The organism is Paraburkholderia sp. PGU19, assembly GCF_013426915.1.
Taxonomy (GTDB): Bacteria; Pseudomonadota; Gammaproteobacteria; order Burkholderiales; family Burkholderiaceae; genus Paraburkholderia.
The window spans coordinates 1,229,643-1,253,215 of record NZ_AP023179.1 but is presented as its reverse complement, the minus strand read 5'-3'; the positions used below and the strand labels follow the sequence as shown (position 1 = coordinate 1,253,215).

The following is a 23,573-nucleotide window of genomic DNA, read 5'->3' as shown; positions in this document are numbered from 1 at the left end:
GCGGCACACGCGGGCGGTCAGGCGAATGCTTGAGACGTGATGGCTGGCTTAGCTGCGCTGCGCGGCGACGACGACCACTTCGACGAGGCACTTCGGGTTGGCGAGCTTCGCCTCGACCGTTGCGCGCGGCGGCGTATTGCCTTGCGCGACCCATTCGTCCCACGCCGCGTTCATGCCGGCAAAATGCACCATGTCCGATATGTATATCTGCACCGACAGCAGCAGCGACTTGTCGCTGTTGACTTCACCGAGCAGACGGTCGATGTGGCCCAGCACTTCGCGCGTTTGACCGACGATGTCCTGATCGGTGTCCTCGGCGATCTGGCCAGCAAGATAGACCGTGCCGTTGTGCACGGCGGTTTCCGAAAGACGCTTGCCGACGTGATGACGAATGACTGCCATGAAATGTCCTGTCCGTTGAGAATGAAAAAACGACGCTGCGCGGCCATGCGTTTTGCGTGCACTCCGATCCCTCGAGACCGGTCAGCGACGCCGCGCCAATCTCATATTATGACGCGTCAGCGCCGTCCCCGATAAAGAACCGTTTCACGATATCGATCTGATCAGGGGAGAGAAAGGCTGGCGCATGGCCCACACCGGGGATTTCGACGCTCGACACATTGCGTCCCTTCTCGATCATCTGCGCGACGGTTTCGCGCGACAGCAGATCCGATTGCTCGCCCCGCACCACGAGCACGGGGCCCGCGATCGCCGCAAACGACTGCCACAGCGCAGCCTCCCCGAGCGCTGTCAGTTCGGGCGTGGTCTTCGTGAACGGCTCTGCGATGCGCGGGTCATAGCGAAAGCGCCACGCGCCGTCACGCTCGTGCACGAGCGGAGAATTGATCTCGCGCCATTCTTCCGGCGTCAACGGACCGAACGATTGCGCGAGCAACGCGGCATGATCGATCGCTTCCTGCTGCGTGGCGAACGACACCAGTTGCCCCAGGTAGCTGCCGATACGCTCGAGCGCGACCGGCTCGACATGCGGGCCGACGTCATTGACGATCATCTTTCGAATGGGCGAGTCCTTCAGCCCGGCGAAGGCCATGCCGATCAGTCCACCCATCGACGTACCGAACCAGTCCACCGACTCCACGCCAAGCCGCGCGACGAGCGTGACCATATCGCCGACATACTGCGGAATCGCGTAGTAGGCGGGATTGGCAAGCCACGACGACAAGCCGCGCCCGACCACGTCAGGACACACCACGCGATACACCGACGACAACGCCGCCGCGACCCGGTCGAAGTCACGCCCCGAGCGCGTGAGACCATGCACGCAGACCAGCACGCGTGGGTTGTCGGGTGCGCCCCATTCGGTGTACGCGATGCGATGCAGGCCCGCTGGACTCGCGCATTGCACATAACGTTGACGAGGCACGGCGGAATCGATTGCGGACGAAACGGCGACAGGCGTGGCGGTCATCAGGATTCCCTCGATCGAAATAAGGCAGCGTGCAAAGGCGCACCGAACACGATCGATTCTAAACCGCTTCGCCTTGATCGCTCATCGGTCAAACGGCATAGGACAAAAGCACAAAACACAAAAGAAAAAGCGGGCGCGACCTGCATCGCACCCGCTTCACTTCAATCTTCAGGTCAAGCCAATCCGGCGCGAAGCCGGACGACGCAAATCAGCCCACTGCGCTCGTGTCGAGCGGCGCGCCCGTCTTCGCCTTGATCTCGTCGACGGTAACGCCATCGGCCAGTTCGACCAGCTTCAGACCGCCGTCGACCACATCGATCACGCCGAGGTCGGTGATGATCCTGTCGACCACGCCCACGCCCGTCAGCGGCAGCGTGCATTCCTCGAGAATCTTGTGCTGGTCGCCCTTCGCGACGTGCTCCATCAGCACGACGACCTTCTTCACGCCCGCGACGAGGTCCATCGCGCCGCCCATGCCCTTGATCATCTTGCCCGGGATCATCCAGTTCGCCAGATCGCCCTTCTTGCTGATCTGCATGGCGCCCAGAATGGCCAGGTTGATGTGGCCGCCGCGGATCATCGCGAACGAATCGGCCGACGAGAAAATCGACGAACCGGGCAGCGTCGTCACCGTCTGCTTGCCGGCGTTGATGAGATCGGCGTCGACTTCTTCTTCATACGGCGACGGGCCGATGCCGAGCAGGCCGTTTTCCGATTGCAGCCACACTTCCATGCCCGCGGGCACGTGGTTGGCGACGAGCGTCGGCAGGCCGATGCCGAGGTTCACGTAAAAGCCGTCCTGCAGTTCCTGCGCCGCGCGCGCGGCCATCTGGTCACGATTCCAAGCCATGGTCATTCTCCTTTCGCGCGGACGATGCGTTGTTCGATACGTTTTTCGGGGTTCGCGTTCAGCACGATACGCTGCACGAAAATGCCCGGCGTGTGGATCGCGTCTGGATCGAGTTCACCCGTCTCGACGATCTCTTCGACTTCCACGACCGTAATCTTGCCGGCCATCGCGCACATCGGGTTGAAGTTGCGCGCGGTGCGACGGTAGATCAGGTTGCCCGACTTGTCGGCCTTCCATGCCTTGACGAGCGCGACGTCGGCCGTCAGCGAATGTTCGAGCACGTAGTGGTTCTCGCCGAACTGGCGCGTTTCCTTGCCGTCCGCGATGATCGTGCCGTAGCCCGTGTTCGTGAAGAAAGCCGGAATGCCCGAGCCGCCCGCGCGCAGCTTTTCGGCGAGCGTGCCTTGCGGCGTGAATTCCAGCTCGAGTTCGCCCGCCAGGTACTGGCGCTCGAATTCCTTGTTCTCGCCCACATACGACGAGATCATTTTCTTGATCTGGCGCGTTTCCAGCAGCAAACCGAGGCCGAAGCCATCGACGCCCGCGTTGTTGCTGATGCAGGTGATGCCCTTGACGCCCGAATCGCGCAGGGCGGCGATCAGCGCTTCAGGAATGCCGCACAGCCCAAAGCCGCCGACAGCGAATGTCTGGCCGTCCTTGACGATGCCTTCGAGCGCGGACGCCGCGCTTGCGTAGACTTTGTTCATCAGTGTGTCCCTTCCTTGATTGGATACCCGAAATCCGGATCGATGCGACGCCGTTCTTATATCGACTGGCTGCGTGTTCCTGCGCGCTTTCGCGACGCCGAACCAGTTGCCGGGGCGCTGCGGGCCTGGCCCGAAACGCCATTCTAGTCATCTGCGGCGACGGGTGGCGTGACTTGCGCAAAACATTGCAAACCGGTGCTCATGCACGCCAACCGCGCATCTTGTGATGTGCCGAAAGGGTACGATGCGGCGGCCTTGCGGCACAATACGCAAAAATACATAAGTATTCGTACCGCACCCTTCGCTGATTTCATGCCCGAACTGGATTACCAAACCGCTTTTCATCTCGCGCCGATCGGTCTCGTGCTGTCGCGCGAACGGATCATCGAAGACTGCAACGACCAGCTCGCCGCGATCTTCGGCCGCTCGCGCGAGTCGTTGCTGGGGCAATCGTTCGCGGTACTGTATCCGTCGCCAGACGAGTTCGAGCGCATCGGCGAACGCATTCCGCCCATCATGACGGCGCAAGGCAGCTACGCCGACGACCGCATCATGAAGCGCGCCAACGGCGAGCTTTTCTGGTGCCATGTGACGGGCCGCTCGCTCGACCGCGCGATGCCGCACGCGGCCGGCGTCTGGACTTTCGAGGATCTGAGCGCGACGCGGCGCGTCGCCGTCGAACTGACGCCGCGCGAGCGAGAAATCGCCGCGCAACTGGTGACGGGGAAAACGAGCAAGCAGATCGGTCGGATTCTCGACATCAGTTCGCGCACCGTCGACGTCTATCGCGCGCGGCTGATGCGCAAATATGACACGGGCAACGCGACTGAACTGTTGCAGCGCCTGCTCGGAAACTGACTTCCGCTTGCGAAGCGGGGAGCGGCGCCGGCCGTGACAGCCGGCGCGCGAGGATGACGCTCAGGCCTTCACGAGATGAGCGTTTTCGATGGTCGAGCGCAGCAGATCGGGAATCGGCACCGACTTGCCCGCCGCGTAGTCGATCCACACGCACTTCGCGTTGCCGCGCGCATACAGCGTGTCAGGATCGTCAGCGCGATATAGCTCGAAGCCCGTATCGAAGCTGCTGCGCCCCGGCACGCCGACCGTCATGCGGCCAATCACGTCGCCGGGATAGTGCAACTGCTTCAGAAATTCCATCGATGCATTGACGATCACGGGCCCCTGCCCTTCGCCATTGCCGCCGGCGATGCCAAGCTGCTCGAACCAGGAAATCCGCACCTGCTCCATGTACCGGAAATAGACCGTGTTGTTCACATGGCCGAACGCGTCCATGTCGCCCCAGCGGATCGGCATCGACATCTCAAAAACGGGGTGGTAATCGCTCATTGCACTTCTTCTACGGTTTGAATCGGGAAAACGCAACGGCTGGGCCGAACTCGGCTTTGGCCGCACTGCAAAGCGCGGCGGCCAGATTGGATTGCGCAACGCGCCGCGCGACGCAGACGTTGCACAAGGGTGTCAATAATCGCGCGTTTCGCGTTTTTCTGCTCTGAGCGTCACGAAACGCGTGGTGTTCAACGGGGCCGCGCCCGTCAGGACAGGCCGAAGCCGTCGTCGGCGGCGATCACCGAGCCGTTGATGAACTGCGATTCGTCGGCGGCGAGCAGCAGCAACAGCCCATCGAGATCTTCCGGTTTGCCGACGCGGTGCCGCGGCAGCATCGAAATCAGCTTCTGCCCCTGATCGGTCGACCAGTGATGATGATTGATCTCTGTATCGATGTAACCGGGGCAGATCGCGTTCACATTGATGCCGTGCCGGCCCCACTCCTGCGCCATCGCCTTCGTCATGTGCACGACGGCGGCCTTGCTCATCGAGTAGAGCCCGATTTGCGGCAGCACCCGCAAGCCCGCCACCGAAGCAATATTGATGATCCGGTACGACGGCTTGTTATTGGCGCCGCAGCGCATGATCATCCGCTTGGCCACTTCCTGCGCGACGAAGAAGGCGCCGCGCGTGTTCGTGTCGAACACGTATTCGAAGTCGGCGGGCGTCACTTCCGTCAACTTTTGCGTCGTCGAGACGCCCGAGTTGTTGACGAGGATATCGATCGTGCCCGCCTCGGTCTCGGCGTGCGCAACAGCCGACTTGATGCTCTGATAATCGGTCACATCGAGCGAAACGACGTGCGCCGCGCCGCCCGACGCCTCGATCTCGGCGCGCAATTCCTTCAGGCGTTCGATTCGTCGGCTTGCCAGCACGACCTTGGCGCCCGCTTGCGACAGCACCATGGCAAACCGCTTGCCGAGTCCACTCGACGCGCCCGTAATCAGCGCCACCTTGCCTTCCAGATTGATCGAACGGCCCATTGTCGTTTTCCTTGGAACGTGGATGTGACGGGGATGACAAGCCCGCGCGTTGCGCAGAGCATGGCGTTAATCCCAGTTCACAATAATAGAACGATCGTGCTAATCTTGTCTCATTGTGTTGCAGCGCAGGGATCGTTCGCTGACAATACGATCCCGAAAAAAGCATTCTAACGGTAAGAGGAGCATCAATGACCCCCGCAAGTCTGATCGAGCAATATGGCCCGCGCGAGTCGATGGAATATGACGTGGTGATCGTCGGCGGCGGCCCGGCGGGCCTGTCGGCGGCCATTCGCCTGAAGCAGCGCGCGGCGGAAAAAGGCGTCGAGATTGGCGTCTGCGTGCTCGAAAAAGGCTCGGAAATTGGGGCGCATATCCTCTCGGGCGCCGTGATGGACCCCCGTGCGCTGAACGAACTGATTCCGGACTGGAAGGAAAAAGGCGCGCCGCTGGACGTCGAAGTGACGGAAGACCGATTTTTGTTTCTCTCGGAAACGGGCGCGAAATCGGTGCCGAACTGGGCGCTTCCGGACAATTTCAAGAATCACGGCAACTATGTGATCAGTCTTGCGAACGTCACGCGCTGGCTGGGCCAGCAGGCTGAAGCGGCGGGCGTCGAGATTTTTCCGGGTTTTGCTGCCGCTGAAGTGCTTTATAACGATGATGGCTCGGTCAAAGGCGTCGCGACGGGCAATCTCGGCATCGGCAAGGACGGCGAGCCGACCGAAAACTTCCAGCTCGGCATGGAACTGCACGCGAAATACACGCTGTTCTGCGAAGGCGCGCGTGGGCATCTCGGACGGCAACTGTCGGACAAATTCAAGCTGCGCGACGGCGCCGACCCGCAGGTCTACGGCATCGGCATCAAGGAACTGTGGGAAATCGATCCGGCGAAGCACAAGCCGGGTCTGGTGATCCACACGGCCGGCTGGCCGCTCGATACGCAGACTTACGGCGGCTCGTTCCTCTATCACATCGACAATAACCAGGTGATGGTGGGCTTTGTCGTCGGCCTGGGTTATTCGAATCCGTATCTGTCGCCGTTCGAGGAGTTCCAGCGGTACAAGACGCATCCGTCGATTCGCGCGTTCCTTGAAGGTGGCAAGCGCGTGTCGTACGGCGCGCGGGCGATCACGGCGGGCGGCCTCCTGTCACTGCCGAAGCTCGCTTTCCCGGGCGGTGCCCTCGTGGGCGACGATGCAGGCTTCCTGAACGCGTCGCGGATCAAGGGTTCGCACGCGGCAATCAAGACAGGCATGCTCGCCGCCGACGCCGCGTTCGACGCCGTGCAGGCAGGCCGCCATAGCGACGAACTGGTCGCGTATCCCGAGTCGTTCAAGACTTCGTGGCTGCACACCGAACTCTATCGCGCACGCAACTTCAAGCAGTGGATGAGCAAGGGCCTGTATCTCGGCACGCTGATGGTCGGCATCGAACAGAAGCTGCTGGGCGGCAATGTGCCGTGGACGCTACACCACCAGCATTGGGATCACGAGATGCTGAAGCCGGCATCGCAATGCAAGCCAATCGAGTATCCGAAGCCGGATGGCAAGCTCACGTTCGACCGCCTCTCGTCGGTGTTCATCTCGAACACGAATCACGAAGAGAATCAGCCTGCGCATTTGACGCTCAAGGACCCGACGGTGCCGGTGAAGGTCAACCTGCAAACCTATGCAGGCCCTGAAAGCCGTTACTGCCCCGCCGCCGTCTATGAGTTCGTGAAGAACGACGACGGCAGCGAGCGCCTCGTCATCAACGCGCAAAACTGCGTCCACTGCAAGACCTGCGATATCAAGGACCCGACGCAGAACATCGTGTGGGTGACGCCCGAAGGCGGCGGCGGTCCGAATTATCCGAATATGTGACGCAAACCGCGTCGCCCGAAAAGCAGAACGCCGCTCGATGAGCGGCGTTTTTGCATGACGTTGCGGTAATTTTCCAGCTCACGCCGCCAGCGCTTCAAGCCGGGCACGCACGCGTTCGAGCACGGCCGCCCACGCGCCAGCAGACGGCTGACGAAACAGCTCGATTGTCTGATACCACGGCGTACGCTCCGTCTCTTCGCCCCAGAACCAGGCGGACACGTGATCGAGCATTAGCCACGTCGGCACGCCGAGCGCGCCCGCCAGATGCGCAGGACCGCTGTCGATAGTAACGAGCGCATCGAGATTGACGAGCAGCGCGGCCACGTCGTCGAAACCGGCCGTGAACTGCGGCGTCAAGTCGACGATCTCGACGCCTTGCGTGCGCCACTGTCCGACCGTCTGCTCGCGCCCCGGCGAAATCGCGAAGAACGTCACACCAGGCACATCCAGAATCCGCGCGATCTCATGAGCCGGCACCGAGCGCCGCCTGTCGCGGATGTGATCGGGGTTGCCGTTCCAGACAAGGCCGACCTTGCGATTCCCCGCCACCGTAGCGGCAGCGAGGCGCTCGCGCCATACGCCGGCACGCGCGGGATCGGCGCTCAGATACGGCCGCCCCCACACCGACGGATCGTTGATGCCCAAACGCAGCGGCAGGCTCATCAACCCGCAGTGATAATCGGGCTTGGTGTCGAGGCTCGTTTCGATCTTGATGCCATCCGGCAGCATGCGTTCGAACAGATGCTGCATCGGCCCCGCGTAACCCAAAATCACGCGGCCTCCTTCACGTTGCGCGCGCTCGGCGAGCAGCGGCAGAAAACGCACCGACCACAGGCAGTCGCCGTTTCCCTGCTCGCCATAGACGACGAGCGTCTTCCCCGCCAGCGACTCGCCGCGCCAGTTCGGACTGATGGCGGCGAGCGCAGCCCGCGCGGCGTTCGAATCGTGCGCGAACGCGACGCGCGCTTCGTAGTCGAGCCAGCCTTGCGCGTAACGCCCCGCGCGCACTTCCAGTTCCGACAGATCGAAAAGCGCGTGCGCGTTGTCCGGCGTCAGTTCCAGCACGCGGCGTAGCAGCGCTTCCGCTTCGCCGAAGCGGCCCTGTTCCTTGATACACAACGCGAGTTTGTGCAAGACGATGTGATTGCCGGGCGCCGCGCGCGCCGCTTCGTGCAGCAAGCGCTGCGCTTCGGTGAAATCGTCGCGCTCCTGGACGGCGGCCGCGCGCCAGACGAGCGCGTTCGCGTCGCTGGCATCGCGCGCCAGCAAAAGTGCAGTGGAAGATTCGATGAGCGCCCAGTCGCGCAGGATGAAGGCCGTCTGCGCGATGCCGTGCAACAGCCTGGCGTCGCAATTCGCATCCAGCCGATGCGCCCGCATCAGCGCATCGACCGCTTCGCGCAGCAGCGCCTTGTCGCCATTCGCGCGTTCGAGGAGCGCGTTACCGAGCACGAGCCAGTCGGTTGCGACGGCGTCGGGCAAAGCCGTGCGCGCACGCAGCGGCGCGAGCGGATCGGCGGCGGTGGAATCGATAGTGTTCATGTTGACCGCCCCGTCGGGGAACCGGCGACTCCCGAATGGCTTCGACCTTACGCCGAATGGCGTTGCACGTCAGGGCGCGCTGGCAGCGATCTTCGGCGTATCGACGGTGACGTCGCCGCATTGCGCGCGGTGCCGCAGCGCGTGGTCGATCAGCACGAGCGCGAGCATCGCCTCGGCGATCGGCGTCGCGCGAATACCGACGCACGGATCGTGTCGCCCAAACGTTTCGACGACGGCGGGCTGGCCGTTTTTATCGATCGAACGGCGCGGCGTGCGGATGCTCGACGTCGGCTTGATGGCGATCGACACGGTGATGTCCTGTCCCGTCGAAATGCCGCCGAGTACGCCGCCCGCATGATTGCCGACGAAGCCTTCCGGCGTCAGTTCGTCGCCATGCACGGAACCGCGCTGCCGCACGCTTTCGAAGCCCGCGCCGATCTCGACGCCCTTCACCGCGTTGATGCCCATCATGGCGTGCGCGATGTCGGCGTCGAGGCGGTCGAACAACGGTTCGCCCAGACCGACGGGCACGCCCGACGCGACCACGTTGATGCGCGCGCCGATCGAATCGCCGTCCTTGCGCAGTTCATCCATATACGTTTCGAGCTGCGGCACGATATCGGCATTCGGCACGAAGAACGGATTTTCGCGCACGTATTGCCAGTCGACGAACGGCACGTCGATCTCGCCGAGCGCCGCCATATAGCCGCGAATCTCCACGCCGAACTTCTCGCGCAGCCACTTCTTCGCGACGGCGCCCGCCGCCACTGTCGGCGCCGTCAGGCGCGCCGACGAACGGCCGCCGCCACGATGGTCGCGAATGCCGTACTTCTGCCAGTAGGTGTAGTCGGCGTGGCCGGGACGGAACGTTTCGACGATGTTGCCGTAGTCCTTGCTGCGCTGGTCCGTGTTGCGGATCAGCAGCGCGATGGGCGCGCCCGTCGTTTTGCCCTCGAAGACACCCGAGAGAATCTCGACCTTGTCTTCTTCCTGGCGCTGCGTCACATGACGTGACGTGCCGGGCCGGCGGCGGTCGAGTTCGAACTGGATGTCGGCTTCGACGAGCGACATGCCCGGCGGGCAGCCGTCGATCACACAGCCGATGGCCGGGCCATGCGATTCGCCGAAGGTCGTGACGGTGAAGAGCGTACCGAGGGTATTGCCGGACATGAGCGTCGTCCAAAGAAATGCGGGGAGACCGTCATTATGCCAGCCCGGCCGCACTGGCGTGGCGCGCAGCGGCCCGGCCGGTGGTAATAGGACGAATGGACGAAGCGTCGCGCGTTCCGCCAGACGGTTCAGGCGCGCAGCCTCACTTGCGCGCGCCGCGCAGTTCGGTGACGACCTGCTGCAGACGTTCCGGCGTCGCGTCGGCCGGTTCGAGCGGCTCGCCGACGGCCAGCGTCAGACGGCTCATCACGCCCTTCTGGAGCGGCCGCGGGAAACGCGCATCGGTGCTGCGCGACCAGAAGCTGCCCCACAGCCCTCGCAACGCCATCGGCACGACGGGTACGGCCTTGCGCCGCAGAATTTCCGCCACGCCATGGCGGAACGGATTCATCTCACCCGTTCGTGTCAGCTTGCCTTCGGGAAAAATACAGACGAGATCGCCGTCGTCGAGCGCTTTCGCGCAGGCGTCATGGGCACGATTGAGCATTTCCGGGTCTTCATGCGCCGGTGCGATCGGAATCGCCTTGGCGTGTCTGAAGAGCCAGCCGACAAGCGGCGTACGAAAAATCCGGTGATCCATCACAAAGCGGATCGGCCGGGGGCTTTCCGCCATGATGACAATGGCGTCGACATAACTCACGTGATTGCACACCAGCACGGCCGCGCCCTCTTCGGGAATGCGCTCCGCGTGCACCAGGCGCATCCGGTAGAACGTGTGCACCATCAGCCACGCGACGAAGCGCAGAAGGAACTCCGGCACGAGCGAATAGATATAGATCGCGACGACCACGTTGAGCAGCGCGGTCACGAGAAACAAGCCCGGAATGCCCACGCCCGCCGACGTCAGCGCGACGGCCATCAACGCCGACACGATCATGAACAGCGAGTTGAGGATATTGTTCGCCGCGATGATCCGCGCGCGGTGGCTCGGCTGGCTGCGGCTCTGGATCAGCGCGTAGAGCGGCACGCTGTAGAAGCCGCCGAACATCGCCAGCAGGAACAGATCGGCAAGCACGCGCCAGTGTGCGGGCAAGGCCATGAATTCGCCGACCGTCAGCAGATGCGTGACGCCCGTCAGCGCGTGGCTCGCGAAGAACAGGTCGATCGCGAACACGCTGATGCCGATCGAGCCGAGCGGCACGAGCCCGATTTCGATGCGTTTCTTCGAGAGCCGCTCGCACAGCAGCGACCCAGTGCCGATACCGATCGAAAAGGTTGCGAGCAGCACGGTCACGACATCGGGATTGGCGGACAGCACGTCCTTCGCGAACCGGAAGAACGAAGACAGGAACGTCGCGCCAACGAACCACAGCCAGGAAATGCCAAGCAGGCTCAGAAACACCGTCCGGTTTTGACGCGCCAGTTTCAGATTGCGCCAGGTTTCGCTGATTGGATTCCAGTTGATGCGCAAGTCCGGTTGAGAAGGCATCGACGGCGGCACGAAGCCCGACGCGACGCGTCCAATCAGCGCAATCGCCACGCAGCCGAACGCGAGGATCGCCGCGCCGTGCGCGTCCGAGCCCGCCGCCGCGCCGCCCATGATCGTGCCGAACAGAATCGCGACGAAGGTGCCCATCTCGACCATGCCGTTGCCGCCGACCAGCTCCGATTTGTCCAGATGCTGTGGCAAGTACGCGTACTTGACGGGGCCGAACACCGTCGAATGGACGCCCATCAGGAACGTGCACAGATACAGCAGCACGGCGTTGTGCAGCCAGAATCCCGCGCCGCCCACCAGCATCACGCCGATCTCGAATGTCTTGACGAAGCGCGTGAGCATCGCCTTGTCGTACTTGTCGGCGATCTGACCGGAGGTCGCCGAGAACAGGACAAACGGCAGAATGAAGATCGCGGAAATCAGAAAGGCCGCGGTAGCCGCATTGACGCCTGAGAAGCGCGCAGCCTGATACGTGACGAGCGACGTGAAGCCGATCTTGAAAACGTTGTCGTTCATCGCGCCGAGGAACTGCGTCCAGAAGAACGGCGCGAAACGGCGCTCGCGCAACAGCCGGAACTGCGAACCGTGTTCACGCACGGTACGCCTTTGCTGTTGGGCGGTAGACAACGGACGATCGTTCATGGAGTGATGGATGTTGGGCAGTTTCTGCCCGGATTCACAACCGCTTTACGGAACTGGCGGACACAAAAAAAGCGCACGCTGATCGCGCGCGCTTCGAGGATAGTTCAGTCATGCGACAGCGGCATGCCGGCAGGCTTCGTCAGCAAACTGAACCGGCAAGGGCCGACACCGAGCCTGACTCAGCGCGACGGCTGCTCCTGCTGCGGCTCGTCTTCGGCAGGCCAGTCGCGGATATAGGCCTTCAGCATCCGGTTCTCGAAGCCCTGCTCTTCGACGACGGCCTTCGCGACGTCGTAGAACGAAATCACGCCCATCAGCTTGCGGCTTTCCATGACGGGCAGATAACGCACGTGATGTTCGAGCATCATGCGGCGAACTTCGTTGACGTCCGTCTCAGGCGTGCAGGTGAGCGGGTGATCGTCCATGATCTTGCGGATCGTGCTGCCGCCGACGCTGCCGCCGTTGCGGCTCAGCACGAGAATGATCTCGCGGAACGTCAGCATGCCGACGAGATCGCCGTATTCCATCACGACGAGCGAGCCGATATCGTGCTCGGCCATCGTGTTGACGGCTTCATTGAGCGGGCTATCGGGCGTGACGGTAAAGAGGGTGTTGCCCTTGAGCTTGAGAATGTCGCTGACGCGCATGATTTGTCTCCTGATGAAGCCTTCCGCAGCAAAAAAAGGCCTGACTGTCTTTCGATCGTAGCGGAAAGGCCCACAAAAAGAAAGCGCACAACTACCGCCGGGAGCGCGCCAGCGAACGCCCGGCAGGCGGCGCTCACGGGCCTGCCAGCGGCTGCGGCGGGCGCGCCGGGCGGCCCGTTCTCGCCTGTCCGGCACACCTTTCCATACAGACGTAATACGGGCGTTAACCGAGTGGTTCGCGCGCGGCACGATGATACGATGGCCCCCACTCTCACCTTCGCCGGGCTGTCGAGGTCCGGCCGTCCACGATGTCCGCCAACCGTTTCGACACGCTTGCGCTGCATGCGGGCGCCGCTCCCGACCCCGCGACGGGCGCCCGCGCGACGCCCATCTATCAGACCACGTCGTTCACGTTCCGCGACTCCGACCACGCCGCCGCGCTCTTCAACATGGAGCGCGCGGGCCATGTCTACTCGCGCATCTCGAACCCGACGGTCGCCGTGTTCGAAGAGCGCGTGGCCGCGCTCGAAAACGGTGCGGGCGCGATCGGCACGGCGAGCGGCCAGGCCGCGCTGCATCTCGCGATCGCCACGCTGATGGGCGCGGGCTCGCACATCGTCGCGTCGAGTGCGCTCTATGGCGGCTCGCACAACCTGCTCAACTACACGCTGCGCCGCTTCGGCATCGACACGACGTTCGTGAAGCCGGGCGCTATCGACGCCTGGCGCGCCGCGCTGCGTCCGAACACAAAACTGCTGTTCGGCGAGACGCTCGGCAACCCGGGCCTCGACGTGCTCGATATCGCGACGGTCGCGCAGATCGCGCACGAGCATCGCGTGCCTTTGCTGGTCGATTCGACCTTCACGACGCCGTATCTGCTCAAGCCATTCGACCACGGCGCGGATTTCGTCTACCACTCGGCGACCAAGTTCCTCGGCGGCCACGGCACGACGATCGGCGGCGTGCTCGTCGACGGTGGCACGTTCGACTTCGACGCGTCCGGGCGCTTCCCGGAATTCACCGAGCCGTACGAAGGCTTTCACGGCATGGTGTTCGCCGAGGAAAGCACCGTTGCGCCGTTCCTGCTGCGTGCCCGCCGCGAAGGGTTGCGCGACTTCGGCGCGTGTCTGCATCCGCAAGCGGCGTGGCAACTGCTGCAGGGCATCGAAACGCTGCCGCTGCGCATGGAACGCCACGTCGCGAATACGCGCAAAGTGGTCGAATTCCTCGCCGCCCATGCCGCTGTCGAATCAGTCGCCTATCCCGAATTGCCGACTCACCCGGATCACGCGCTCGCGCAGCGCCTGCTGCCGCGCGGCGCGGGCGCCGTGTTCAGCTTCAACCTGCGCGGCGACCGCGCCGCCGGCCGCGCGTTCATCGAAGCGCTGTCGCTGTTCTCGCATCTCGCGAACGTCGGCGACGCCCGCTCGCTCGTCATTCACCCTGCGTCGACGACGCACTTCCGCATGGACGCCGCCGCGCTAGCCGCCGCGGGCATCGCGGAAGGCACGATACGTCTTTCGATCGGCCTCGAAGACCCCGACGACCTGATCGACGATCTCAAGCGCGCGCTAAAAGCCGCGCAGAAATCCGCGGGCGGCGCCGCGCAACAAGCCGCCTCGAAGCCCGCCCGTCCGGCGCGCAAGGAGTCCGCATGATCGTCGACGTCAACGGCAAACCGGCCTACGTCTACACGGGCGGCAAAGCATTCGACGCCACTCTGCCCACCGCTGTCTTCATTCACGGCGCCGAGCACGATCACAGCGTCTGGGCGCTGCAAACGCGCTATTTCGCGCATCACGGCTTCGGCGTATTGGCCGTCGACCTGCCCGGCCACCACCGCAGCGCCGGCCCGGCGCTGACCAGCATCGGCGCGATGGCCGACTGGCTCGCCGCGTTACTCGACGCAGTGGGCGTGGCGCGTGCGTTCGTCGCCGGGCACAGCATGGGCTCGCTCGTCGCGCTCGACTTCGCGGCTCGCTATCCGTCACGCGCGACACATCTGGCGCTCGTCGCGACAGCCGTGCCGATGGCCGTCTCCGATGCGCTGCTCGATGCCGCGCGCGAGCGCGAGCCGGAAGCCATCGACATGGTCAACCAGTGGTCGCATTCGACGCTCGCCGCGAAACCGTCATGCCCCGCGCCCGGCTTCTGGCTGCACGGCATGAACCAGCGTCTGATGGAACGCGTCTCGGCGACAGCCGAGCCACGACTCTTTCACACCGACTTCAGCGCCTGCAACGCGTACACGGACGGTCTCGCGCGCGCCGCGCAGGTGAGCTGCCCCACGCGCCTGATCGTCGGCAGGCGCGACGTGATGACGCCGCCGCGCGCCGCCAAAGCTGTCGCCGACGCGCTGCGCAACGCAAACGTGCCCGTCGACACGATCACGCTCGACGCCGGCCACGCGCTGATGTCCGAGCAGCCCGACGCGACGCTCGACGCGCTTTACGCGTTTGCGACGGCCCACGCTCCGAATCGTTCACAGGCCTCACATTAACCGCCCCGAAGCGCGCACACCATATGCCGAATGGCCAGGTTGCGCGCGCGTGACGATAGCAGCACAATGAATCCATGCCTGTCCGGTTTCGGGCCGCGCCACGGCGCTGACGCGGGCAGACAACGGAGGCGATCATGAGCCATCAGACAACGCACGACGAGCACTTCGCCAGCTTCGCGGAGTTCTATCCGTACTATCTGACCGAGCATCGCAACACGGTGTCGCGGCGGCTGCATTTCGTCGGGTCGCTGGGCGTGATCGGCTTCGTCGCGATGGCGCTCGCGACGGGCGACTGGCTGTGGCTGCCGGCAGTCGTGGTATGCGGGTATGGCTTTGCGTGGGTCGGCCATTTCTTCTTCGAGAAGAACCGTCCGGCGACCTTCCGGCATCCCATCTACAGCCTGATGGGCGACTGGGTGATGTTCAAGGACATCTGCACGGGGCGCATTTCGCTATAGCTAGCGGCAAGCGGCGCAACTCAGGCACCACGAACGACGCGCGAGCGCCCCAAAGCCCGAGAGCGCTCACGCCGTCTGCTGGGGCAGTGCAGCCGCGTCGTCCACTCCCGCGTGATCCGGTTGCGCAGCGCCGCGTGAAGAGGCGCGCGCCGCCAGCAAAGTCGAGAGGTTCACCTTGAGGGCGTCGTTATCGAGCGCGGCAAGCAGCATGGCGCTATCCACATGCGTCGAAGCGAGATTCAGCTGATACGCAAGTTCCGCGCGGTCGATCACGAACAGGTCGAAAAGCCGCTCCACTGTGATCTGGGTCGGGTTCGCGATCAGCAGGAAGCGCGGGCGTTGGCCGTTTTCATCGAGTTGCACGATCCAGTCGATCGCTTCGAGCCGCTGCAACAGGCGCACCGTCGTTTCCATATCGCGGCGCAGTGCGCGCGCGAGTTCCGGCACCGTGTAGCCGTGGGTGCCCGCATCGCGCGCTTCGACGAGCCGCGCTAGCAATTCGAGCGAGTCGAGCAGATCGCTGCCCGGAAAATCGGGACGATGGAATTGCCCCGTGCGGATCGCCGGCAGCGCCGACGCGATCATCGCGCCCGCGAGCGTGATGAACCAGCTTAGGTACATCCAGAGAAGAAAAAGCGGCACGACGGCGAACGCGCCATACACAGCCGTGTAGGTCGGAATGCGACGGATGTAGAAACCGAAGCCGCGCTTGGCCAGTTCGAACGCGATCGCGGCCGTGACGCCGCCGACGATGGCATCGCGCCACTCCACGCGGCAGTTCGGTACGAACACATACATCAGCGTGAACGCAAGCACCGTCAGCGGCAACGCAGCGCCCGCCAGCGCCCATTCGATCAGCGGCGTGATGCGCTGCGCGGCGGTGTACGTCATGGACTGCGTGAACAGATACGAGGAGATCGACAGACTCACGCCGATCAGGATCGGCCCGAGCGTCAGGATCGACCAGTAGACCAGCACGCGCTGCGCGAACGGGCGCGCCTTGCGCACGCGCCAGATCACGTTGAACGCGGATTCGATCGTCATCATCGTCATCACGGACGTGACGAACAGGATGATCATGCCGACCGTGGTCAGCCCCTTCGCCTTCGATGCGAACTGGTTCAGGTATTTGAAAATCTGGCTGCTGACCTGGTCTGGCATCAGATGGTCGGCGAGAAAGGTCTGCAACGACATCTGGAACTGCGCGAAGATCGGGAACGCGGTAAACAGCGCGAACGCGACCGTCGCGAGCGGCACCAGCGAAAGCATCGTCGTGAAGGTGAGACTGCCCGCCACCTGAGGAATGCGATCCTCGCCGCTGCGCTTCGCGGCAAACTCCGCGAGACGCTTGAGCGCATCGAGATCGAGACGCAACCTGGACAACAAACCGACCTCCTCCACTTCAGTGCACGCGCCGGCATCGAGCGCGTCGCCAATCTCGCGGCACCGCCAGCGAACCCACCCCTATAATACCCGTTCACTGCCAATGCCTATGAAAGACATCCTCGTGCTTTACTACAGCCGGCACGGCGCCACGCGCGAACTCGCGCTGGCCATCGCGCACGGCGTCGACAGCGTTTCCGGCATGCAAGCGCGCGTGCGCACGGTGCCACCCGTTTCGACGGTCTGCGAAGCCACGCAGCCCGACATTCCCGCGGAAGGCCCGCCATACGTGGAACTGCGCGACCTCGAAGAGTGCGCGGGACTCGCGCTCGGCTCGCCGACCCGTTTCGGCAACATGGCCGCGCCGCTCAAGTACTTCCTCGACGGCACTACGCCGCAGTGGCTGTCGGGCGCGCTCGCGGGGAAGCCTGCGTGCGTGTTCACGTCGACGGGCAGCTTGCACGGCGGCCAGGAAACGACGCTGCTGTCGATGATGCTGCCGCTCCTGCATCACGGCATGCTGATCCTCGGCATTCCCTATACCGAAAGCACGCTCACGACGACACAGACGGGCGGCACGCCCTACGGCGCATCGCACTTCGCGCGTGCGGACTCGGCAGGCCACGGCATTTCCGCCGACGAGAAAACGCTCGCCATCGCGCTTGGCGCGCGAATCGCGCGCACGGCCGCCTCGATGAGCGAGCGGCCATGAACACGGCGCGCGACGCAGCGTCCCGTAACAGCGCGCCGGGCAACCGCGCCGCCGCAACGGGCGCGCTGGTTGCGCTCATTGCACTGATTGCGTTGTGCGTCGCGTGGGAATGGTGGCTCGCGCCGTTGCGCGCGGGCGGCTCGCTGTTCGTGCTCAAGGCCGTGCCGCTGCTGCTCGCGCTGCCCGGCGTGTGGCGCAAGCGCCTTTACACGTTGCAGTGGGCGTCGATGCTGAGCCTGCTGTATCTGATGGAAGGCATCGTGCGGGGCATGTCCGATCGCGGCCTGAGCGCACGGCTCGGGTGGTGCGAGGTGCTTCTCGCCGTCGTGTTCTTCGTCTGCGCGCTCGTTTATGTCGCGCCGTTCAAGCGTGCGGCGAAGCGTCATGCGCGCAGTGAACGCGGCGCGGCCAGCGGGCCCGTCTGATTAACGGGCGCAGCGCGGCCACAGCCCAGGCCGCGCTGCGCGTTCAATGCATCACAACCTGCATCAACCGTCAGCGTCAATCACGCACAAGCCACGCACAAGTCGAACACGCCCTACCCGCTCTGACCGACCACATGAACTCCGCAGCCTCATCGACCTCCTTCATCGCCGCGTGCGTCGACGCGATCGGCGCCGCGCACGTCCTCACCGAGCCGCACGACACCGCGCCCTATCTCACCGACTGGCGCCGCCGCTACACGGGCAGCGCGTGCGCGGTGCTGTGCCCGTCGACGGCGGAAGAAGTCGCCGCGATCTTGCGGCTCGCGAACGAACATCGTGTCGCGATCGTGCCGCAAGGCGGCAACACGGGCCTCGTGGGCGGCGCCACGCCCGACACGAGCGGTGCGCAAGCGGTGCTGAGTCTCAGGCGGCTCAATCGCGTGCGCGACGTCGATCCGCACAACAACACGATCACCGTCGAAGCAGGCGTCATGCTCGCCGACGTGCAGGCGCGCGCCGAAGCGGCGGCGCGCCTGTTTCCGCTGAGCCTCGCGGCGCAAGGCAGTTGCACGATCGGAGGCAATCTGTCGACGAACGCGGGCGGCACGGGCGTATTGCGCTATGGCAACACGCGCGAACTGTGTCTCGGGCTGGAAGTCGTGACGCCGCAAGGCGAGTTGTGGGACGGACTGCGCGGGCTGCGCAAGGACAACACGGGCTACGATCTGCGCGACCTGTTCATCGGCGCGGAAGGCACGCTCGGCATCATCACGGCCGCCGTGATGAAACTGCATCCGCAGCCGGCCGCGCGCGTGACGGCGCTCGCCGCGCTGCCCTCGGCGCATGCCGCGCTGGATTTTCTGTCGCTCGCGCAGCGTCACGCGGGACCGCTTCTGACGGGCTTCGAGCTGATGTCGGATTTCTGCCTGCGTCTCGTGAACCGGCATTTTCCGCAGATGCGCTATCCATTCGCGGAGCCGCACGCGCAGATCGTGCTGCTCGAACTGTCGGATAGCGAAAGCGAAGAGCACGCGCGCGCGCTCTTCGAGAGGATGATGGAAACGGCACTCGAAAGCGGTCTCGTCGCAGACGCCGTGGTCGCGGAAAATCTCGCGCAGACGCAGGCATTCTGGAATCTGCGCGAGCACATTCCGCTGGCGCAGGCCGAGGAAGGACTGAACATCAAGCACGATATCGCGGTGCCGATTTCGCGGATCGGCCATTTCATCGAAGAAACGGATGCGCTGATCGCGAAGGCCGCGCCCGGCGCGCGAATGGTGACGTTCGGTCATCTCGGCGACGGCAATCTGCATTACAACGTGCAGGCGCCCGAAGGCGGCAATGCGAAGCAGTTTCTCGATCAATATCAGAGCACGATGAATCAGATCGTCTACGACAGCGTGCATCGGCATCGCGGCAGCATCAGCGCGGAGCACGGCATCGGTCAGTTGAAGATCGACGAATCGGCGCACTACAAATCGGATATCGAAGTGCGTCTGATGAAGACCCTGAAAGCCGCGTTCGATCCGCTGAACCTGATGAATCCCGGCAAGGTGCTACGCTAAGAGCATGGGTATCGACGAGAGGCGTTCATGAAAATTCGCGTGCTGTCCGATCTGCATCTCGAATCTGACCAGCCGGAAATCATTCCGCATGCGGACGCCGATCTGGTCGTGCTGGCAGGCGACATTCACAATCACGCCGAAGGCCTGCGCTGGGCGGCCGAAACATTCGACGGCGCGGTGCCCGTCGTCTACGTGCCGGGCAACCACGAGTATTACGACGGCGAGTTCGGCGCGCTCGAAGCGGCAATGCACGACGCCGCCGCGAGCGTCGACAACGTGCACTTTCTCAACAACGCGACGCTCGTCGATCCGCTCGGACAGTGGCGCGTGCTCGGCACGACGTTGTGGACCGACTTCGATCTTTACGGCAATGATGAAGCATCGCGCGCCGCGTCGATCGCGGCGGCCGAGCGCGTGATGCTCGACTATCGCGGGCTGATTCAGGTGACCTGGACAGCGGGAAACAACTCGAATGGCCAGGGCGCGCTGCAGGACAACACGCCGCGCAACCTGACGGCCGCCGATACGATCGCACTTCATCGTCACGCGCGTGCATGGCTGGAAGCGGAACTGGCTAAACCGTTTGCGGGCAAGACGATCGTCGTCACGCATCATGCGCCGCACCGGCGCAGTCTCGCCGAGCGTTATGCGGATGATGTCGTGTCAGCTGGGTTCGTCAATGATCTGCCGTCGCTGGTGCACGCGCCCGTGGTGCTGTGGGTGCACGGCCATACGCATACGGCATTCGATTACGTGGAAAACGGCACGCGCGTCGTGTGCAATCCGCGCGGCTATCTCGACCGGCGCACGCGCGCGCTCGAAAATGCGGCGTTCGCGTGGAATAAGGTGGTGGAAATCTAAATCCAGGCTCCCGGGGAGCCGGGAATCAACGCTCGCCAGAATCGCGCGAGCGGCGCTGGCGGTCGTCGATCCGGATCGGCACGAGCCGCGGCTGCGGCCGCAAACGTCGCAGCAGATCGCGCGACGCTGCAACGCCAATCAGTCCGAGCATGACGGCGACGCCGATCATCAGCAGATTCGTATCCATGGTGTCCTCTTCGATTCCAGATGTGCTTGCGTGCCGAAAGATGCCGGCCTTGAATGACACGTTAGCAAACCCGATGCCGCGAGGAAGTAAGGAAGTGTTGCGGCGCGACAGCGGGATGTAACAGTCCGTCAAAAGGCTGCCTCACCCATATCGCGCCATGCAGGCGCTATTTCAAGTGCGCGCGAACTTGCGCAGCTCGGCCTGATCGGCGGCGAGTGTAGGCGGGAGTTCGTCGCGCAGGAATTCGACCCACGTGCGGATCTTCGCGTCCAGATACTGCCGCGACGGATACAGCGCGTACACGTTCATTTCCTGCGAGATGTATTCCGGAAGAATCCACACGAGTTCGCCGCTGCGCAGGCCGGCAATGGCCGAATAGATAGGCAGCACGGCGACGCCCATGCCTTCGCGCACCGCCACGGCCATCGCTTCCGCAACATTGATCTGGAAGGTGGATGCGCCCAGATGCAGCGTCTCCTGGCCGTTCGGGCCGTCGAAGGTCCATTCGTCGGCGGGCATCACGGGTGTGATCATTTGCAGGCACGTATGGCCGCGCAGATCGGACAGCGACTGCGGCACGCCGTTGCGCTCCAGATAATCCGGCGACGCGACAACCACGCTGAACGCGCTGCCAAGGCGCTGCGAGACCAGCCCCGAATCGGGCAAGCTCTGCGCGAGCACGACCGCGACGTCGTAGCCTTCGTCGAGCAGATCGGGCATGCGCTGCGCGAGCGTCAGTTCCAGATGCACGTCGGGATAACGCTGCTGATAGCGGCTCACGGCGGGCACCACGTAGTGCTGGCCGAAGCTCGTCATCGCGTGAACCTTCAGCTTGCCCGACGGACGCGCATGCGCGTCGCTGGCTTCGGCTTCCGCCTGATCGACGTACGCGAGAATCTGCTCGCAGCGCTGCAGATAGCGCTCGCCCGCTTCCGTGAGCGCGATGCGGCGCGTTGTGCGGTTCAACAGACGCGTGCGCAGATGCGCCTCCAGATCGGACACGGCGCGCGACGCATAAGCCGTCGTCGTGTTCAGATGCTGGGCCGCGCCCGTGAAGCTGCCTGCTTCGACGACGCGAACAAACACGCGCATGTTCTGAAGCGTATCCATGATTCACACCCAATCTTTCAGTACGGGAAGGATTGTTGCACGATTTGGAAAGGCGATTATCTCATTCTCCGTAAGTATGCGTTACACCCTTGCCGGTTATTCGATAATTGATCAAAAAATATAATCCCCTACAAGGTTCTATAGTCATTTGGGGAGCAAATCGTGCAGTTTCCGGTAACAAAAGGGATCGCCGCACTGTCGGTTCTTACGATCTCGTTGATAATCGCCGGCTGCGCGAGCACGGGACACATCGCGCCCCAATCGACCAGCACAGAGCCCGCGTCGCTCGACGTCGGCGCCGCGATCCGCGCGGCCAATACCGATGCGCAATGGCCCGCCGCCGACTGGTGGCGCGCCTATAACGATCCGCAGCTGAACGCGTGGATCGAGCAGGCGCAGGCAGGCAGTCCGACACTCGCGGCCGCGCAGGCACGCGTGCGTGAGGCGCAGTCGTTCGCGGGCGTCGCGAAATCTGCGCTGCTGCCGCAGGTAAACGGCAGCATGCAGATCCAGCGCAAGCAGTGGCCGGACAACGTCTTCTACGGTCCGGGGGAACTGGCCGGCCAGCAGTCGTGGAACAACACGGCTGAACTGGGCCTGTCGTATCACCTCGATCTGTGGGGCAAGGACAAGAACGCCGCCGAGGAAGCACTCGACGTCGCGCATGCGCGCGCTGCCGATTACCGCGCCGCGCAGTTGGAGCTCGAATCGAACATCGTGCGCGCCTATATCGAGATGTCGCTGAACTACGCGCTGCTCGATATCGCGAAACAGACGCTCGAACAGCAGGAACAGGTCGCCGCGCTCGCCAACCGGCGGCTGAAAGGCGGCATCGGCACACAGCTCGAAGTCGCGCAGGCGGAAACACCGCTGCCCGAATACGAACGCCAGATCGACGCGATCGAAGAAGAAATCGCGCTCGGCCGCAACCAGCTGGCCGCGCTCGCCGGCAAAGGCCCCGGCGCGGGCGATGCGATTACGCGCCCGCAGCTCGCGCTGTCCGCCTTCGCCGGCCTGCCTTCGGCGATGCCCGCCGAGCTGATCGGCCATCGTCCCGACATCGTCGCAGCACGCTGGACGGTTGCCGCGCAGGCGCGCGGCATCGACGTCGCGAAGGCGGATTTCTATCCGAATATCGATCTGCTTGCGTCCGTCGGCGGCTATGCGGCCATGGGGCCGCTGTTCGGCTTCCTGAAATCGCAGTCGGGCGGCTGGACGGCGGGCCCGGCGCTGTCGCTGCCCATCTTCACGGGCGGACGCCTGCGCTCGCAACTCGGCGCGGCTTCGGCGGGCTATGACGTGGCCGTCGAGCAATACAACCAGTCGATTGTCGGTGCGCTGAAGGAAATCGCCGATCAGGTCGTGCGGATGCGCTCGCTCGATACCCAACTGAAGGATGCGCAGCGTTCCGTCGCGACCGCGAACAAGACCTATCAGCTGGCGCGCGAAGGTTATCGGCGCGGCCTCACCGACTACGTGAACGTGCTGATCGCGCAGACGCAGCTGCTGCGCGCGCAGGAAGGCGTGGCGAAGGTGCAGGCCGGACAGTTGCAGGCGCATGCGACGCTCGTGACGGCGTTGGGCGGCGGCGTGATCGATCCCGCCGACGGACCCACGCAAAAAGACGTGCTGCCCGCGCATGGCAAGGGCAAGGGCAAGAAGAGCGATGCCCCGAAACCCGACGACAAAGCCACCGCCAGCGCGATGAACGGCGCCTCGACCGGCACGCCGGCCGCCCACTGACAGGAGCGCCGC

General features: G+C 63.9%; 23 protein-coding genes. 10 read left to right on the top strand and 13 right to left on the bottom strand.

The window, feature by feature from the left end:
* Positions 1–48: 48 nt before the first annotated feature.
* The 4 genes from H1204_RS05715 to H1204_RS05700 form a co-directional block, all read right to left on the bottom strand.
* Positions 49–402 carry a RidA family protein gene (locus H1204_RS05715; RefSeq protein WP_035990403.1) on the bottom strand — a complete coding sequence of 118 codons (354 nt, stop codon included), beginning with the start codon at positions 400–402 and terminating at the stop codon, positions 49–51.
* Positions 403–508: 106 nt separating this feature from the next.
* Positions 509–1,429 (bottom strand): alpha/beta hydrolase, encoded by a 921-nt coding sequence (locus tag H1204_RS05710; protein WP_180730334.1) that lies wholly within the window; start codon positions 1,427–1,429, stop codon positions 509–511.
* A gap of 208 nt (positions 1,430–1,637) precedes the next feature.
* Entirely contained in the window at positions 1,638–2,279 is a 642-nt protein-coding gene (locus H1204_RS05705) for a CoA transferase subunit B (RefSeq protein WP_042311285.1), read from the bottom strand.
* A 2-nt stretch (positions 2,280–2,281) separates the two neighbouring features.
* On the bottom strand, positions 2,282–2,986 hold the full coding sequence (locus H1204_RS05700) for a CoA transferase subunit A (RefSeq protein WP_007585457.1): 705 nt from the start codon (positions 2,984–2,986) through the stop codon (positions 2,282–2,284).
* A gap of 312 nt (positions 2,987–3,298) precedes the next feature.
* On the opposite strand from H1204_RS05700, the gene H1204_RS05695 reads away from it, so the two are divergent.
* Positions 3,299–3,844: a PAS and helix-turn-helix domain-containing protein gene (locus H1204_RS05695; protein ID WP_042311283.1), complete on the top strand. Its 546-nt coding sequence runs from the start codon at positions 3,299–3,301 to the stop codon at positions 3,842–3,844.
* Between the two features lie 60 nt (positions 3,845–3,904).
* Here H1204_RS05695 and H1204_RS05690 read toward each other — a convergent pair whose 3' ends face one another.
* Together H1204_RS05690 and H1204_RS05685 are read right to left on the bottom strand one after the other, a co-directional pair.
* The gene (locus tag H1204_RS05690) at positions 3,905–4,333 is read right to left on the bottom strand and encodes a thioesterase family protein (RefSeq protein ID WP_180730333.1); all 429 of its coding nucleotides are present in this window, start codon (positions 4,331–4,333) and stop codon (positions 3,905–3,907) included.
* 206 nt (positions 4,334–4,539) lie between these two features.
* Complete coding sequence (locus tag H1204_RS05685; RefSeq protein ID WP_180730332.1) at positions 4,540–5,316, bottom strand: SDR family oxidoreductase; 777 nt, start codon at positions 5,314–5,316, stop codon at positions 4,540–4,542.
* Between the two features lie 188 nt (positions 5,317–5,504).
* On the opposite strand from H1204_RS05685, the gene H1204_RS05680 reads away from it, so the two are divergent.
* Positions 5,505–7,178, top strand: a complete 1,674-nt coding sequence (locus H1204_RS05680; protein WP_180730331.1) for an electron transfer flavoprotein-ubiquinone oxidoreductase — start codon at positions 5,505–5,507, stop codon at positions 7,176–7,178.
* A gap of 78 nt (positions 7,179–7,256) precedes the next feature.
* Here the strand turns inward: H1204_RS05680 and H1204_RS05675 are convergent, their stop codons facing one another.
* The 4 genes from H1204_RS05675 to H1204_RS05660 form a co-directional block, all read right to left on the bottom strand.
* Positions 7,257–8,720, bottom strand: a complete 1,464-nt coding sequence (locus H1204_RS05675; RefSeq protein ID WP_180730330.1) for a tetratricopeptide repeat protein — start codon at positions 8,718–8,720, stop codon at positions 7,257–7,259.
* A 69-nt stretch (positions 8,721–8,789) separates the two neighbouring features.
* On the bottom strand, positions 8,790–9,890 hold the full coding sequence (gene aroC, locus H1204_RS05670) for a chorismate synthase (RefSeq protein ID WP_007585447.1): 1,101 nt from the start codon (positions 9,888–9,890) through the stop codon (positions 8,790–8,792).
* A gap of 142 nt (positions 9,891–10,032) precedes the next feature.
* On the bottom strand, positions 10,033–11,970 hold the full coding sequence (locus tag H1204_RS05665; RefSeq protein ID WP_180730329.1) for an MFS transporter: 1,938 nt from the start codon (positions 11,968–11,970) through the stop codon (positions 10,033–10,035).
* 179 nt (positions 11,971–12,149) lie between these two features.
* Positions 12,150–12,617: a CBS domain-containing protein gene (locus H1204_RS05660; RefSeq protein ID WP_035991317.1), complete on the bottom strand. Its 468-nt coding sequence runs from the start codon at positions 12,615–12,617 to the stop codon at positions 12,150–12,152.
* A gap of 308 nt (positions 12,618–12,925) precedes the next feature.
* Here H1204_RS05660 and H1204_RS05655 point away from each other — a divergent pair, with 308 nt between their 5' ends.
* The 3 genes from H1204_RS05655 (at position 12,926) to H1204_RS05645 (ending at position 15,575) form a co-directional block, all read left to right on the top strand.
* Positions 12,926–14,275, top strand: a complete 1,350-nt coding sequence (locus tag H1204_RS05655) for an O-acetylhomoserine aminocarboxypropyltransferase (RefSeq protein WP_180730328.1) — start codon at positions 12,926–12,928, stop codon at positions 14,273–14,275.
* On the top strand, positions 14,272–15,117 hold the full coding sequence (locus H1204_RS05650) for an alpha/beta hydrolase (RefSeq protein ID WP_180730327.1): 846 nt from the start codon (positions 14,272–14,274) through the stop codon (positions 15,115–15,117). The genes H1204_RS05655 and H1204_RS05650 overlap by 4 nt, the downstream gene beginning before the upstream one ends.
* Positions 15,118–15,251: 134 nt before the next feature.
* Entirely contained in the window at positions 15,252–15,575 is a 324-nt protein-coding gene (locus H1204_RS05645) for an Mpo1-like protein (protein WP_180730326.1), read from the top strand.
* Positions 15,576–15,641: 66 nt separating this feature from the next.
* Here the strand turns inward: H1204_RS05645 and H1204_RS05640 are convergent, their stop codons facing one another.
* Positions 15,642–16,961, bottom strand: a complete 1,320-nt coding sequence (locus tag H1204_RS05640) for a YihY family inner membrane protein (RefSeq protein WP_180730325.1) — start codon at positions 16,959–16,961, stop codon at positions 15,642–15,644.
* 106 nt (positions 16,962–17,067) lie between these two features.
* Here H1204_RS05640 and wrbA point away from each other — a divergent pair, with 106 nt between their 5' ends.
* From wrbA to H1204_RS05620, 4 genes are all read left to right on the top strand, one after another.
* Positions 17,068–17,670 (top strand): NAD(P)H:quinone oxidoreductase, encoded by a 603-nt coding sequence (gene wrbA / locus H1204_RS05635; protein ID WP_079499944.1) that lies wholly within the window; start codon positions 17,068–17,070, stop codon positions 17,668–17,670.
* Positions 17,667–18,095: a DUF2069 domain-containing protein gene (locus tag H1204_RS05630; RefSeq protein WP_180730324.1), complete on the top strand. Its 429-nt coding sequence runs from the start codon at positions 17,667–17,669 to the stop codon at positions 18,093–18,095. Before wrbA ends, H1204_RS05630 begins: the two co-directional genes overlap by 4 nt.
* A 134-nt stretch (positions 18,096–18,229) precedes the next feature.
* Positions 18,230–19,660 (top strand): FAD-binding oxidoreductase, encoded by a 1,431-nt coding sequence (locus H1204_RS05625; protein WP_180730323.1) that lies wholly within the window; start codon positions 18,230–18,232, stop codon positions 19,658–19,660.
* Between the two features lie 27 nt (positions 19,661–19,687).
* Complete coding sequence (locus tag H1204_RS05620) at positions 19,688–20,521, top strand: metallophosphoesterase (protein WP_180730322.1); 834 nt, start codon at positions 19,688–19,690, stop codon at positions 20,519–20,521.
* 25 nt (positions 20,522–20,546) lie between these two features.
* On the opposite strand, the gene H1204_RS05615 is transcribed toward H1204_RS05620, so the two are convergent.
* Together H1204_RS05615 and H1204_RS05610 are read right to left on the bottom strand one after the other, a co-directional pair.
* The gene (locus tag H1204_RS05615; protein WP_180730321.1) at positions 20,547–20,708 is read right to left on the bottom strand and encodes a hypothetical protein; all 162 of its coding nucleotides are present in this window, start codon (positions 20,706–20,708) and stop codon (positions 20,547–20,549) included.
* Positions 20,709–20,879: 171 nt separating this feature from the next.
* Positions 20,880–21,818, bottom strand: a complete 939-nt coding sequence (locus H1204_RS05610; RefSeq protein ID WP_180730320.1) for a LysR family transcriptional regulator — start codon at positions 21,816–21,818, stop codon at positions 20,880–20,882.
* 162 nt (positions 21,819–21,980) lie between these two features.
* On the opposite strand from H1204_RS05610, the gene H1204_RS05605 reads away from it, so the two are divergent.
* On the top strand, positions 21,981–23,561 hold the full coding sequence (locus H1204_RS05605; RefSeq protein ID WP_180730319.1) for an efflux transporter outer membrane subunit: 1,581 nt from the start codon (positions 21,981–21,983) through the stop codon (positions 23,559–23,561).
* The last annotated feature ends 12 nt before the right edge of the window (positions 23,562–23,573 follow it).

Bases quoted from the DNA above. Each gene is read 5' to 3' on its own strand.
- H1204_RS05650 (WP_180730327.1), top strand. From the start codon at position 14,272: ATGATCGTCGACGTCAACGGCAAACCGGCCTACGTCTACACGGGCGGC.
- H1204_RS05615 (WP_180730321.1), bottom strand. From the start codon at position 20,708: ATGGATACGAATCTGCTGATGATCGGCGTCGCCGTCATGCTCGGACTG.
- H1204_RS05625 (WP_180730323.1), top strand. From the start codon at position 18,230: ATGAACTCCGCAGCCTCATCGACCTCCTTCATCGCCGCGTGCGTCGAC.
- H1204_RS05685 (WP_180730332.1), bottom strand. From the start codon at position 5,316: ATGGGCCGTTCGATCAATCTGGAAGGCAAGGTGGCGCTGATTACGGGC.
- H1204_RS05660 (WP_035991317.1), bottom strand. From the start codon at position 12,617: ATGCGCGTCAGCGACATTCTCAAGCTCAAGGGCAACACCCTCTTTACC.
- H1204_RS05655 (WP_180730328.1), top strand. From the start codon at position 12,926: ATGTCCGCCAACCGTTTCGACACGCTTGCGCTGCATGCGGGCGCCGCT.
- aroC (WP_007585447.1), bottom strand. From the start codon at position 9,890: ATGTCCGGCAATACCCTCGGTACGCTCTTCACCGTCACGACCTTCGGC.
- H1204_RS05695 (WP_042311283.1), top strand. From the start codon at position 3,299: ATGCCCGAACTGGATTACCAAACCGCTTTTCATCTCGCGCCGATCGGT.
- H1204_RS05665 (WP_180730329.1), bottom strand. From the start codon at position 11,970: ATGAACGATCGTCCGTTGTCTACCGCCCAACAGCAAAGGCGTACCGTG.
- H1204_RS05630 (WP_180730324.1), top strand. From the start codon at position 17,667: ATGAACACGGCGCGCGACGCAGCGTCCCGTAACAGCGCGCCGGGCAAC.
- H1204_RS05690 (WP_180730333.1), bottom strand. From the start codon at position 4,333: ATGAGCGATTACCACCCCGTTTTTGAGATGTCGATGCCGATCCGCTGG.
- H1204_RS05610 (WP_180730320.1), bottom strand. From the start codon at position 21,818: ATGGATACGCTTCAGAACATGCGCGTGTTTGTTCGCGTCGTCGAAGCA.
- wrbA (WP_079499944.1), top strand. From the start codon at position 17,068: ATGAAAGACATCCTCGTGCTTTACTACAGCCGGCACGGCGCCACGCGC.
- H1204_RS05705 (WP_042311285.1), bottom strand. From the start codon at position 2,279: ATGGCTTGGAATCGTGACCAGATGGCCGCGCGCGCGGCGCAGGAACTG.
- H1204_RS05710 (WP_180730334.1), bottom strand. From the start codon at position 1,429: ATGACCGCCACGCCTGTCGCCGTTTCGTCCGCAATCGATTCCGCCGTG.
- H1204_RS05680 (WP_180730331.1), top strand. From the start codon at position 5,505: ATGACCCCCGCAAGTCTGATCGAGCAATATGGCCCGCGCGAGTCGATG.
- H1204_RS05675 (WP_180730330.1), bottom strand. From the start codon at position 8,720: ATGAACACTATCGATTCCACCGCCGCCGATCCGCTCGCGCCGCTGCGT.
- H1204_RS05620 (WP_180730322.1), top strand. From the start codon at position 19,688: ATGAAAATTCGCGTGCTGTCCGATCTGCATCTCGAATCTGACCAGCCG.
- H1204_RS05645 (WP_180730326.1), top strand. From the start codon at position 15,252: ATGAGCCATCAGACAACGCACGACGAGCACTTCGCCAGCTTCGCGGAG.
- H1204_RS05715 (WP_035990403.1), bottom strand. From the start codon at position 402: ATGGCAGTCATTCGTCATCACGTCGGCAAGCGTCTTTCGGAAACCGCC.
- H1204_RS05700 (WP_007585457.1), bottom strand. From the start codon at position 2,986: ATGAACAAAGTCTACGCAAGCGCGGCGTCCGCGCTCGAAGGCATCGTC.